The sequence below is a fragment of the Polaribacter atrinae genome (assembly GCF_038023995.1).
In the GTDB taxonomy this organism is placed as follows: Bacteria; Bacteroidota; Bacteroidia; order Flavobacteriales; family Flavobacteriaceae; genus Polaribacter; species Polaribacter atrinae.
In genome coordinates this window covers 3,998,526-4,010,129 of sequence record NZ_CP150660.1, presented here as the reverse complement: position 1 = coordinate 4,010,129, position 11,604 = coordinate 3,998,526, and the positions used below count along the sequence as shown (strand labels likewise).

At 29.5% G+C, this 11,604-nt stretch carries 15 protein-coding genes; 8 read left to right on the top strand and 7 right to left on the bottom strand.

The features are described from left to right. Positions 1-170: 170 nt before the first annotated feature. Positions 171-569, top strand: coding sequence for an acyl-CoA thioesterase (locus tag WG945_RS17710; RefSeq protein ID WP_068450461.1), 399 nt, complete (start codon positions 171-173; stop codon positions 567-569). A 40-nt stretch (positions 570-609) separates the two neighbouring features. Here the strand turns inward: WG945_RS17710 and WG945_RS17705 are convergent, their stop codons facing one another. The 5 genes from WG945_RS17705 to WG945_RS17685 are packed head-to-tail and all read right to left on the bottom strand — an operon-like array spanning position 610 to position 4,189. Further along, a complete protein-coding gene (locus tag WG945_RS17705; protein WP_068450464.1) occupies positions 610-1,218 on the bottom strand; it encodes an IMPACT family protein in 609 nt (202 codons plus the stop codon). Between the two features lies 1 nt (position 1,219). After that, the gene (locus WG945_RS17700) at positions 1,220-2,044 is read right to left on the bottom strand and encodes an EamA family transporter (RefSeq protein ID WP_340866745.1); all 825 of its coding nucleotides are present in this window, start codon (positions 2,042-2,044) and stop codon (positions 1,220-1,222) included. 35 nt (positions 2,045-2,079) lie between these two features. Then, positions 2,080-2,691, bottom strand: coding sequence for an HAD family hydrolase (locus WG945_RS17695; protein WP_068450466.1), 612 nt, complete (start codon positions 2,689-2,691; stop codon positions 2,080-2,082). Further along, positions 2,684-3,727 (bottom strand): bifunctional diaminohydroxyphosphoribosylaminopyrimidine deaminase/5-amino-6-(5-phosphoribosylamino)uracil reductase RibD, encoded by a 1,044-nt coding sequence (gene ribD, locus WG945_RS17690; RefSeq protein ID WP_068450468.1) that lies wholly within the window; start codon positions 3,725-3,727, stop codon positions 2,684-2,686. Before ribD ends, WG945_RS17695 begins: the two co-directional genes overlap by 8 nt. 3 nt (positions 3,728-3,730) lie before the next feature. Further along, positions 3,731-4,189: an LEA type 2 family protein gene (locus tag WG945_RS17685; RefSeq protein WP_068450470.1), complete on the bottom strand. Its 459-nt coding sequence runs from the start codon at positions 4,187-4,189 to the stop codon at positions 3,731-3,733. Positions 4,190-4,240: 51 nt separating this feature from the next. Between WG945_RS17685 and WG945_RS17680 the strand changes: the two genes are divergently transcribed. The 3 genes from WG945_RS17680 to prmC are packed head-to-tail and all read left to right on the top strand — an operon-like array spanning position 4,241 to position 7,032. Further along, positions 4,241-4,732, top strand: a complete 492-nt coding sequence (locus tag WG945_RS17680) for a GNAT family N-acetyltransferase (RefSeq protein ID WP_068450472.1) — start codon at positions 4,241-4,243, stop codon at positions 4,730-4,732. Between the two features lie 4 nt (positions 4,733-4,736). Continuing rightward, complete coding sequence (gene cls, locus WG945_RS17675) at positions 4,737-6,161, top strand: cardiolipin synthase (protein WP_231874669.1); 1,425 nt, start codon at positions 4,737-4,739, stop codon at positions 6,159-6,161. 7 nt (positions 6,162-6,168) lie between these two features. Further along, the gene (prmC, locus tag WG945_RS17670) at positions 6,169-7,032 is read left to right on the top strand and encodes a peptide chain release factor N(5)-glutamine methyltransferase (protein ID WP_068450474.1); all 864 of its coding nucleotides are present in this window, start codon (positions 6,169-6,171) and stop codon (positions 7,030-7,032) included. A gap of 138 nt (positions 7,033-7,170) precedes the next feature. Here prmC and WG945_RS17665 read toward each other — a convergent pair whose 3' ends face one another. Further along, a complete protein-coding gene (locus WG945_RS17665; RefSeq protein ID WP_068450475.1) occupies positions 7,171-8,007 on the bottom strand; it encodes a TIGR00266 family protein in 837 nt (278 codons plus the stop codon). 282 nt (positions 8,008-8,289) lie between these two features. On the opposite strand from WG945_RS17665, the gene WG945_RS17660 reads away from it, so the two are divergent. Beyond that, positions 8,290-8,436, top strand: a complete 147-nt coding sequence (locus tag WG945_RS17660) for a hypothetical protein (protein WP_197482091.1) — start codon at positions 8,290-8,292, stop codon at positions 8,434-8,436. Between the two features lies 1 nt (position 8,437). Here WG945_RS17660 and WG945_RS17655 read toward each other — a convergent pair whose 3' ends face one another. Beyond that, complete coding sequence (locus WG945_RS17655) at positions 8,438-8,893, bottom strand: DUF4442 domain-containing protein (RefSeq protein ID WP_068450476.1); 456 nt, start codon at positions 8,891-8,893, stop codon at positions 8,438-8,440. A gap of 221 nt (positions 8,894-9,114) precedes the next feature. Here WG945_RS17655 and WG945_RS17650 point away from each other — a divergent pair, with 221 nt between their 5' ends. Genes WG945_RS17650 through WG945_RS17640 form a run of 3 tightly spaced genes read left to right on the top strand, consistent with a single transcriptional unit; the run spans position 9,115 to position 11,562 of the window. Then, positions 9,115-9,549: a DUF4870 domain-containing protein gene (locus tag WG945_RS17650; protein WP_068450477.1), complete on the top strand. Its 435-nt coding sequence runs from the start codon at positions 9,115-9,117 to the stop codon at positions 9,547-9,549. A 20-nt stretch (positions 9,550-9,569) separates the two neighbouring features. Further along, complete coding sequence (locus WG945_RS17645) at positions 9,570-9,914, top strand: PadR family transcriptional regulator (RefSeq protein ID WP_068450479.1); 345 nt, start codon at positions 9,570-9,572, stop codon at positions 9,912-9,914. Next, on the top strand, positions 9,907-11,562 hold the full coding sequence (locus WG945_RS17640) for a PspC domain-containing protein (protein ID WP_068450482.1): 1,656 nt from the start codon (positions 9,907-9,909) through the stop codon (positions 11,560-11,562). The genes WG945_RS17645 and WG945_RS17640 overlap by 8 nt, the downstream gene beginning before the upstream one ends. Positions 11,563-11,604: the final 42 nt, after the last annotated feature.

Below are 11,604 nucleotides of genomic sequence, written 5' to 3'. Positions count from 1 at the left end.
TTAATTTTAGTGATTTTTTCTGTTATAATTAGAGTTTAAAAAGGGCTTATGATGCCTTTTTTAAGGTGGTACAAAAATGTGAATAAAATTCAGTATAAAAAAATCAATTTGCTATTGATTATTAACTATTTTTTACGTAGAATACAGAAAACACTAATTAATTATATCACTTGAAAAAATCTATAACAAAAACTAGAATTCGATATTCGGAAACGGATCAAATGGGGGTCGTATATCACGGTAATTACGCGCAATTTTTTGAATTAGGACGCACCGAATGGATGCGTTCTTTAGGTGTTACATACAAAGATATGGAATTAAGCGGGATAATGCTTCCTGTTATTTCTATAAATTTTAAATTCATAAAATCGGCTTTGTACGACGATATTTTAACCATAAAAACAATATTGAAAAAAAAGCCTTTGGTTAAAATTGAGTTTGAGTATGAAATTGTAAATCAAAATGACGAACTCATCTGTACAGGAAGTTCTGTTTTAGCTTTTATGAACAGTAAAACAATGAAACCAACTCGCTGTCCGGATTATTTATTAAAAGGTTTGGGATATTAATAGAACTGTAAAGAAATAATTCATTTTTTTACTCAAACTATTATTCCACTTCTTTAATAGCGACCTTATATAAAGTATCAAAAATAGTATAAATTGCTTGTGCATCTTTTTTTCTTATAGAAATGATGTACTCGCAGTTCATTTCTAATTTTTGATTGGTAATTTCTATACTTTTCTCTTTAATGACTCTTTGTACAGCATTCATCATATCGTATTCAAAAGTCAACTTATAATAAATATTGATTGTTTTTTCTAAAATATCAGCAGCTTCTAAACTAATTTGAGCAGATGTTTTATAGGCAGAAATTAAACCACCTACACCTAATTTTGTTCCTCCAAAATATCGGACAGAAACAATTAAAATATTGGTTACTTCAAAAGATTGAATTTGGCCATAAATAGGTAAACCTGCAGAATTATTAGGTTCTCCATCATCATTTGCTCTAAATTTTATGTTTTCAATTCCTAATTGATACGCGTAACAAAAATGACGTGCCGCGTGATGTTTTTTACGTAATTCTTCTAAATGTTCTTTTACCTCCTCTTCTGATAAAACAGGAAAAGCATACCCAAAAAACTTAGATCCTTTTTCTTTAAAAAGGGTTTCTTTGGATGGTTTTTCTATTGTTTTATATACGTCTTCTAACATACTAAGCAATGGTTACTAAGACAATTCCTAAAATTGCCAATGCAACTCCTATTTTATTTTTTAAACTAAATTTTTCTTTGAATAAAAGTAATCCAACAATGGTTGATACAACAACTACAGACACATTATTTATAGTAAACAAGGTAGAACTCTCAAAACCTGATTTTTGCATCGCTTTAATTATAAATACAATTGTAAAGTAGTTTGGTACACCTAAAACAATACCTGCAATTATATTTTTAAGTCCAAATGGTTCTCTCTTCTGAATCGTTTTTATCAATAAAATAAGTAATCCAAAGAAGGCTGCAAAACCAAATAAACTTCCAGAAAAAAGAGAAGCTTCATTATTTTTAACAAAATTGACTTCAACATATTTAAGTGTGGTATCAATTATACCTGAACCAAAAAAAAGTAATATTGGAAACAGTAATCCAGCTTTATTTAAAGTACTTTTTTCTTCTTTTACAGAAGCTAAATAAACAGATATTAAAGCAATTAAAACTCCAATAACCTTAAAATAAGTAACCGATTCATCGTATAAAATAATACCAAAAACCACGGGAATAACTACAGACATTTTTCCTGCAACAGAAGCTACAGAAACGCCATTTTGTTGTGCTGTATTTGCCATTACAAAAAATACAGCAACAAATAAAGCTCCTAAGATTATAGCGCCAAAAAACCAAGGTTTTTGAGGTATTTCATTAAAAGAAAATGTAATTTCAGACAAACCGAAGCCTAAACCAAAGGCCACTAAATAATTTACAACAATTGCTTTTAAAGTGTCAATTTTATAAATATCGAAATATTTAAATATAACAAACAATAAGGTTGAAAAAAGAATGCTGAAAATTAAATAAATCACAATAAATTCTTCTTTTTTGTAAATAACTCTGTTATCTCTTCTTCTCCAGGAATTAAATTCCAAACATGAATACCCAAAGAATTTGCTGAATCTGTATTTTCTTTTAAATCATCTACAAACAACGTTTCTTCTGCTATTAACTCATTTTCATTTAATACAAATTGATAAATTTCTGCATCTGGTTTTCTAAAATTAATTTCGTGCGATAAATAAAACTGCTCAAAACAATTTTTAAACTCATTATAAAATTCATCTCCCAAAGAATCTTGAATCCAACTTATGTGTAAATCGTTGGTGTTGCTTAATAAAAACAAACGGTACTTTTTACTAGCCGCCAATTCTTTTACAAACTCTAATCGTTTTTTAGGAAAATCTAATAAAACGGCATTCCAAGATCTTACTAGATCCGTTTTTTCTAACCCAAATTTATCATGAAAGAAATTAATAAAGGCATCCGTTGTCATCAATCCTTTTTCATATTGATGATAAACTGCTATCATTTCTTCTGTAATTTTTGTAACACCTAAAGCAGCCATTTCTCTATAAGTTGCTGGTTTATCTAGGTTGATAAAAATATCACCAAAATCGAAAACGAGGTTCTTAATCATTTATGTATGTTTTTAAAACATCTGTTTTGATGTTTATTTCTTTCGTAAATACTTTATTAAAAATAGGCGCCTTCACTCCTGTTTTAAATGTTGTTTCACCCACAAAAACTAGCGCTTCATCCCAAAGGTTTTCATCAATAAAAATTTGTAGGGTTTGTGAACCTCCTTCAATAATCACTGACTGAATTTGATGTTTTTGTAAAACATCGCAAACTTGATTTGCTAGATTATTCGAGAAATCTATAGTTTCTATAAATAGTTCTTCATTACCTTTTTGCGAAGAAATTTCTTTTTCTGTGATTACAATTGTTTTAACACTTCCATCAAAAACACTAAGATTTTCTGAGGCTCTTAAAGTACGATCTAAAACAATTCTCACAGGATTTTGACCAGACCAACTTCTCACATTTAATTTAGGATTGTCTGCAATTACCGTATTTGTTCCTACTAAAATTGCGTGTTCCTCTGCTCTCCATTTATGGACTAATTGCTGAGAATATGGGTTAGAAATCCAAACGGGTTTCTGGGTATCTTTTGTTAAAGGAGCAACAAAACCATCTTTAGTTTGCGCCCATTTTAAAATAATATAAGGTCTTTTTTTATTCTGAACCGTAAAAAATCGTTTGTGATGCTCTTTACATTCAGCTTCTAAAACGCCAACAGTAACATTAATTCCTGCCTTTTTAAGACGATCAATTCCTTTACCTGCCACCAAACTATTAGAATCTATACAGCCAATAACAACATTTTTAAGTTGATGTTTTACAATTAAATCTGCACAAGGCGGTGTTTTTCCAAAATGAGAACAAGGCTCTAAAGTTACATAGATAGTAGCTTCTTTTAAAAGGCCTTTATCTTTTACAGCATTAATAGCATTTACTTCGGCATGATTACCGCCATAAGGCGATGTAAAACCTTCGCCTATAATTTTATTTTGATGCACCACAACTGCACCAACAGAAGGATTAGGACGAGAAGCCCCAATTCCGTTTTTGGCAATTTGCAAACAGCGTTTTATGTATTTTTTATGACTGATAAATTAAAATTTAATTTCCTGAATTTGATCTATCGGGTAGATACTAGAATAGCCGAAAACGGTGTATTTTAAATCGCCCGTAAATTGCACTTTGATAGATTTATTTAAAAATGAATTTAGCAAACCTCCTAAAATTCCATTTTTGTTATTGTCAAATACTTTTTTAGCTGGAATTACTACAAGTAACGGAATAGAAAACTCCTTTCTTGCGGGCACTTCAAATTCATCTGAAGAAACCTGTGCAACTTCCGCTCCGTTAACAATTACCTTAATTTCATCTGTAGAAATTTTACCACCAACATCATTTGGGTTTTCAAAAAAAGCTTGTGCTTTTAAACGAATTGTATCTCCTTTAAAAGAAGTTACTTTTACGTTATCTACCTTTATAAAAATAGGTTTTTCTTTTACAGAACAACTTGTTATTAATGTAAATAAAAGTATAAAATATAAAAGGTTTTTCATGTTCAATATTTAAAAAAAAGGTAAATTGCTCTTGCAAAAATACAGTAATAAATGAAAAGTACAGATTTTATCATTAGAGAAATTCAATCTAAAGACAATGCACAAATGGCAACTGTAATTAGAGAAGTTCTTTTAGAAATGGGCGCTCCAAAAATTGGTACTGCCTACGAAGACAAAGCTACTGATAAAATGTTTGAAAACTTTGAAAAACCTACCTCATTCTATTATGTTATAGAGCATAATAATATGGTGGTTGGCGGAGCAGGAATAGCACAATTAGATAATTTTGAAGGGAATACCTGCGAGCTTCAAAAAATGTATTTTTTACCGATAACACGAGGAAAAGGTTTGGGATCTAAATTAATAAACACTTGCTTAGATAAAGCCAAAACAATTGGTTTTGAAAACTGTTATTTAGAAACCATGCCATATATGAATGCTGCACAAGCATTATATAAAAAAAATGGTTTTGTAAACCTTGACAAACCTATGGGAAATACCGGACATTATTCTTGCCCTGTTTGGATGCTAAAAAAATTATAAAATTTTGATTTATACCATTCTTATATCGATTCATCTTTTACTATTTAGTTGGGCTTTTTACAATATTTTATATTTTGGTGTAAAACCCTCTAAATCTTTAAGCTGGATTTTAATTACATTCTTGTTTCCTTTCTTAGGTGTTTTTATTTTTATTTTATTTGGTATCAATAGAAGAAAAATAAAATACTTTGAACTTAAAGAAACCAAGAAAAGAAAAAAATATATTCAGGAAAATCTTAAAAATGCAAACAATAAAAACGCAGCCGTACTTAAAAGTAATAAAGCATCTAAAATATCTAATTTAGTTTTTAACAATACAAATTTACCCTTACAATTAAACAACGATGTTGTTGTCTTAAAAAACGGAAAAGAAACTTTTGAAGCACTATATAAAGCAATTAAAAACGCTACATCCTTTATTCATTTACAGTATTATATTATTGAAAATGGAGAAATTTTAAATAACATAATTACGTTATTAGAACAAAAACGAAAAGAAAATGTAGAAGTGCGTATTTTATACGATTCTTTTGGTAGCTTTCAATTAAATAAGAAAACTAAACAACATCTTACAGCAATAGGTGTAGAAATATACCCAGAAACTCCTTTTAAATTAGGAAGTTTTATTTTTTCTTTGAATTATAGAAATCATAGAAAAATTGCAATTATAGATAACGAGATTGGCTTTACAGGTGGCGTAAATATTTCTGATGAATACATTACAGAAGACACTAGTTTAGGTATTTGGCAAGATGCACATGTGCAAATATCTGGCTGTGCAGTAGCTAACTTACACGATACTTTTTTAAAAGATTATTACTACGCAACGGATATCGATTTAAGTCAAAAAGAAAAATACAACACCGTTTCTAATACAACCGGAAGCACTAAAATACAAATTGTTTCTAGCGGACCAGATTACAAACAACCGGTTGTAATGCAACAATATTTAAGCCTTATTAATTTAGCTGAAAAAAGTATTTGTGTTTTAAATCCTTATTTTATACCTACTTATGCTATTTTAGAAGCCTTTAAAATTGCTGCTTTAAGCGGTGTAAAAGTAACTTTATTATTACCTAAAGTTACAGACTCTAATATTGCTACCTATAGCATGTACTCTTATTTTGAAGGCTTACTAAAAGCCGGAGTAGATATTTATCTAAGAGAAGATTTCTCGCACAGTAAGGTGATCTTTATAGATGATGAAATTACCTCTATAGGTTCTACTAATTTTGATTGTAGAAGTTTTGAACATAATTACGAGTTAAATGCCTTAATTTTTGATCAACAAATTACTTTAGATATTTCTAAAGAATTTAACGAAAGAAAAAAATTAGCAAATAAAATAAAACTAGAAGACTTCTTAAATAGATCTAACAAGCAAAAAACACTTGAACGTTTGGCCAGATTTTTAAGCCCTTTATTATAACCTATCTATGACACTTCAGAATTTCCGTATTTTTTTTAATAATGAACTATCAGCTACTTATCCAAAGACAGAAATAGATTCTTTCTTTTTTTTGTTGATAGAAGCAAAACTAAACTTACAAAGAATTGATACGGTAATGAAACCCAATTTTTTAATTACTGATGAAATTTTATCAGAATTAAAAAGCATTATAAAAAGACTTCAAAAAGAAGAGCCTGTTCAATATATTTTAGGTGAAACTGAATTTTATAGTCTCCCTTTTTTGGTTGATAAAAATACATTAATACCAAGACCAGAAACAGAAGAATTGGTAGAATGGATTGTAAACGAAACACCAAAATTAAGAACTATGAACCAAGACAATAACTTAAAAATTCTTGATATCGGTACAGGAACTGGCTGTATCCCTATTTCTCTAGCCAAAAATTTAAAGAACCTAACCGTTTCTGCAATTGATGTTTCTACGGAAGCCTTAAAAGTAGCACAACAAAATGCGCTTTTAAATAACGTTGCTGTTTCTTTTTTAGAAATAGACATTTTAAAAGCAGAAAAATTACCACTGCAATATGATATTATTGTTTCTAATCCGCCTTACGTAAGAGAATTAGAAAAGGTAGAAATAAATAATAATGTTTTGCAAAACGAACCTCATTTAGCGCTGTTTGTTGATGACAATAACCCACTAATTTTCTATAAAAAAATTGCTTCTTTAGCAAAACAACACCTAACTAAAAACGGATTGTTATTTTTTGAAATCAATCAATACTTAGGAAAAGAAACTATAGAAATGCTACAAGAACAAGGTTTTAAAAATATCGAACTAAAGAAAGATTTTATTGGAAATGATAGAATGATAAAAGCCAATATTTAAAAAAGTGTACAACTATCTATAAGTCGACACTTTTCTAAAACCTGTTTTTGTCATTCAAGCAACAATTTTTAGGTGAAAAAAAATGGATTCTTTAAATATCAATAAAAATCAAATGAGACTTATAAAGTCAGTTCGTTTTTAAAAACGATTATCGCCATCTAACAAGTCTCCAATTCCTCCTAAAACACTGCCTTCTCCTCTACTTCCGTTTCCAGATCTTGGCGCCATAGAAAGCACTCTTCCTGCCAATCTACTAAATGGTAAAGATTGTATATAGACTGTTCCTGGTCCGCGTAAAGAAGCAAAAAACATTCCTTCGCCACCAAAAATGGTGTTTTTTATACCACCAACAAACTCAATATCATACTGTACATCTTGCGTAAAACCAACAATACAACCAGTGTCTACTTTTAAAACTTCTCCTGGTTGCAATACTTTTTTAGCCATGGTTCCTCCTGCATGAATAAAGCCTAAACCATCGCCTTCTATCTTTTGCATGATAAAACCTTCGCCACCAAACAAACCTCTACCTAACTTTTTAGAAAACTCGATACCTATAGAAACTCCTTTTGCTGCGCATAAAAAAGCGTCTTTCTGACAAATGAATTTTCCACCAAACTGGGTTAAATCAATCGGAATTATTTTTCCAGGATATGGAGATGCAAATGAAATTTGTTTTTTACCAACCCCATCGTTTGTAAAAACAGTCATAAATAAACTTTCTCCGGTTAAGATTCTTTTTCCTGCAGAAAATATCTTTCCTAACAAACCCGTTTCTTGATTAGAACCATCACCTAAAATAGTATTCATTTTAATGTTGTTGTCCATCATCATAAAAGTACCTGCTTCTGCAACTACACCTTCTTGCGGATCTAACTCAATTTCTACAAACTGCATTTCTTCGCCAAAGATTTTATAATCTATTTCGTGTGCATTTCTATTTGATGAATTTTGTGGTATTTTATCTTGAAACATAACTTGTTTTTTAAGGTTTATATATTATAAGATGATTTTAGACTCTTTTTGTTACATCAATAAATAATTAATTTTTAAATTTAATCAATTTTACTTTCTTAAAAAATATGTAATCTTTTTTCCAAAATCACATTTACTCTTCTATATTATGATAAAGTTAATTTGATTACTTTACTTATAACACAAAATTAACTTCTTGTTGTTTTACTGCGCAAACAAAAATATTACTTTTGATATGTAGTTAGAAAAAACCTAATTTGTAAATTATAAAAAAAAGAAATTATGAAATATTTATCTCCAGAAATAGAAACTTTCTATAATAAATTTGAAACATCAAAACCCTTGGCACGTACAAGTGTATCTTGTGGTATTTTTCAAGATTGTGATTATAACGAAGAAAGACCTGAGTTATACAAAAAGAAGGACTAATTTATTTCTTTACACGTAAACTCCAATGGAATTTAAATCTAGAAACGATAACACCTTCTTTATTTTTTCCTTCGGATGTTAAAACAATTACTTGTCCTTCTCCTGTGGCTATAGATTTTTGAATTGCCTCTCTAATCTCATTTCCACCCTTGCAAGAAAAAAGGATTTTTCCTGTTGCCTTTTTAAAGAACTCAGCTTCTTGCTTTGTTACCAGCATCGATACTTTCCGCTTAGAATCATCTATTGCCTTCATTACTAAAACTCCTGTTGGCATTTCTGCCGCCATACCTTGAGCAGCCCAAAACATACTTTTAAACGGATTTTGATTCATCCATCTATGTTTTATAGAAACCACCACTTCTGTATCTGTAATTGTGCGTACTCTTACGCCTCCTAAATATGCCAAAGGCAATTTTACAAGGTTAAAAAGATTGACTTTTCTTGGTGTAAATTTCATTTTTTTGATTTAATAAATTTCGTCAATATATTTTGACCTTGACAAGGTAGTTAAAATAAATGAAACAAAAACTCAATAAAAACAAGACATACAAGCCTTTTTAATTCTTTTATTTCAAAAATCAAAATGTTAAAAAAATGTTAATTATAGTACTATGCAATGCATAATACCTTTTTTAAGACATATATTTGTATAAGAAAGTATTATATAGTTTATAAATCATGAAACAAAATAAAGAAAACACCAATGCCTTTTTAATTCATATTTCTGCATTTGCAGGATTTATATTTCCTTTTGGTAATATTATTACACCTTTAATTGCATGGCAAACATTAAAAGACAGAAGCAACTTTTTAGACGAACAAGGCAAAGAAGCTATTAATTTTAATATCAGTTATTCTTTATACATCTTTATTTTAACCTTGTCTTTTATCCCTCTTTTTGTTGGTTCTATTTTTAGAAACTTCAACAATTTTAACAACTTTAATCAGGTAAGTATCAATTTCGATTCACATAACTTTTTTGGTTTTATGGGGTTTGCTTCTTTAGCTGGTATTGTAGGAGTTATTAAAATAGCCTTAATTATTATTGCGTCATTAAAAGCAAAAGAAGGAGAAAATTATAAGTATCCTTTCACTATAAAATTTATAAAATAATCATTTAAAAACCACACTAAATGAAAATAGAAAACACAAAAGCACAAATGCGAAAAGGTGTTTTAGAGTACTGCATTTTATCCATCTTAAAAAATGGTGATGCCTATACTTCTGAAATTCTTAAAACGCTAAAAGGTGCAGAAATGATTGTGGTTGAAGGAACCATATATCCGTTACTAACCCGTTTAAAAAACGCAGGTTTACTAACCTACAGATGGGAAGAATCAACCTCTGGACCACCAAGAAAGTATTACGTTTTAACAGAAAACGGAGGCATGTTTATAAAAGAATTAGACAAAACATGGAGTAATTTAGTTAGTGCAGTAAACCAAGTAATCAGCAAAAAACCAACCACAAATGAATAAGACTATCAACATAAATTTAGGTGGATTTTTCTTCCACATAGATGAAATTGCCTATCAGAAATTAAAACGATACCTAGAATCTATTTCTAGATCGTTAAGCGATGATCCGCAAGGAAAAAACGAAATCATAGCAGATATAGAAGCTCGTATTAGCGAATTGTTATCAGAAAAAATAACAGATGCTAGACAAGTAATTAATGAAGGTGATATAGAAGATATCATTAAAATTATGGGGCAACCAGAAGATTACGCTGGTGCAGAAGAAGAATATAACGATGCTAGCTATTCTTATAAAAGAAATAACTCTACCGGAAAAAAGCTTTTTAGAGATGGTGATGATAAATTTTTAGGTGGAGTTGCCGCAGGTATTGCTCATTATTTTGATGTAGATACTATTTGGATTCGCCTTGGTTTATTAGCTTTATTCTTTGGTGCTGGTTTTGGAGTAATCTTATACATTATCCTTTGGATTTTATTACCAGAAGCTAAAACCACCGCAGAAAAATTGCAGATGGAAGGTGAACCTGTAAACATTGATAATATCGAAAAAAAGATTCGTGAAGAGTTTAATAATGTTTCAGAAAATGTAACCGAATTTGCGAATAAAGCTTCAGAAAAATTTAAAGATGGTGCCAATGAGTTTTCAGAAAAAATGAATCAGACTTTTTCGGGAAAGCCGGTAAAAAATAACGGATTACAAGATTTCATCAACACCATAGGCAAGATTATTCTTGTATTCTTTAAAGTGATTGGTAAATTTATTGGAATTCTACTAGTGTTTATTGCTGGTGCAGTTATTTTATCACTAATCATTGGTGGGTTTTCAGTAGGAAGTTTAGAGATTTTAAATGTGAATGGAGAGTTTTTACAATACCCGCCATTTTTCTATGACGCAATTTTACCAAAGTGGGTATTAACACTTGCAGCATTTTTATTAATTGGTATTCCGTTTTTAATCTTATTTGTTTTAGGCTTGCGCATATTATCGAGCAGTGTAAAAAAAATTAGCAAACCAACCTCATTAACATTGCTAGGTATTTGGGTGATTGCTTTATTAACCATGATTTTTACAGGAATAGAATACGGAACCTCTCATGTAAATGACGGTCAGTTTATAAAGAAAACAGCTTTAAATATCATCGAAAAAGATACCATCAATTTAAAAATGATAAATGACGATGAAATTTACTACAGACACAATTTAAGAAGAAATTCTAGTAAACAGCAAGTTGAAATAGATGGAATAAACAAATTATATTCTAATAATATTAATGTCGATGTAAAAAAAAGTAATTCTAATGAAGCATATATAATTCTTCAAAAAGAGTCTTCTGGAAAAACTAGATACAATGCAAACTGGAATGCTGAAAGAATTGAATATAAATATGAAATTATCAATAATACGATTGTTTTAGATGCTTATTATTTATCAAACTTTAAAAATATATGGAAAAATGAAGAAGTTAATATCACAGTTTATATTCCAGAAGGGAACACCGTTTATTTTGATCATTCAATAAAAAACTTTTTAGACGATGTAAAAAATGAAACTGATATTTATGACAAAGACATGGCGAATCATCATTTTATAATGACAGATACAACCTTAAAATGTACAGATTGTACCGGTAATGAAAAGACGATCTAATACAATTCACCTATAAAAATTGACAACTGAGTAACCAATCTT

What these genes read in the sequence shown, in the direction of transcription:
- WG945_RS17705 (WP_068450464.1), bottom strand. Translation starts at nt 1,218, where the DNA reads ATGTTAGAAGACGTATATAAAACAATAGAAAAACCATCCAAAGAAACC.
- WG945_RS17695 (WP_068450466.1), bottom strand. Translation starts at nt 2,691, where the DNA reads ATGATTAAGAACCTCGTTTTCGATTTTGGTGATATTTTTATCAACCTA.
- WG945_RS17685 (WP_068450470.1), bottom strand. Translation starts at nt 4,189, where the DNA reads ATGAAAAACCTTTTATATTTTATACTTTTATTTACATTAATAACAAGT.
- WG945_RS17680 (WP_068450472.1), top strand. Translation starts at nt 4,241, where the DNA reads ATGAAAAGTACAGATTTTATCATTAGAGAAATTCAATCTAAAGACAAT.
- prmC (WP_068450474.1), top strand. Translation starts at nt 6,169, where the DNA reads ATGACACTTCAGAATTTCCGTATTTTTTTTAATAATGAACTATCAGCT.
- WG945_RS17665 (WP_068450475.1), bottom strand. Translation starts at nt 8,007, where the DNA reads ATGTTTCAAGATAAAATACCACAAAATTCATCAAATAGAAATGCACAC.
- WG945_RS17660 (WP_197482091.1), top strand. Translation starts at nt 8,290, where the DNA reads ATGAAATATTTATCTCCAGAAATAGAAACTTTCTATAATAAATTTGAA.
- WG945_RS17655 (WP_068450476.1), bottom strand. Translation starts at nt 8,893, where the DNA reads ATGAAATTTACACCAAGAAAAGTCAATCTTTTTAACCTTGTAAAATTG.
- WG945_RS17650 (WP_068450477.1), top strand. Translation starts at nt 9,115, where the DNA reads ATGAAACAAAATAAAGAAAACACCAATGCCTTTTTAATTCATATTTCT.
- WG945_RS17645 (WP_068450479.1), top strand. Translation starts at nt 9,570, where the DNA reads ATGAAAATAGAAAACACAAAAGCACAAATGCGAAAAGGTGTTTTAGAG.
- WG945_RS17640 (WP_068450482.1), top strand. Translation starts at nt 9,907, where the DNA reads ATGAATAAGACTATCAACATAAATTTAGGTGGATTTTTCTTCCACATA.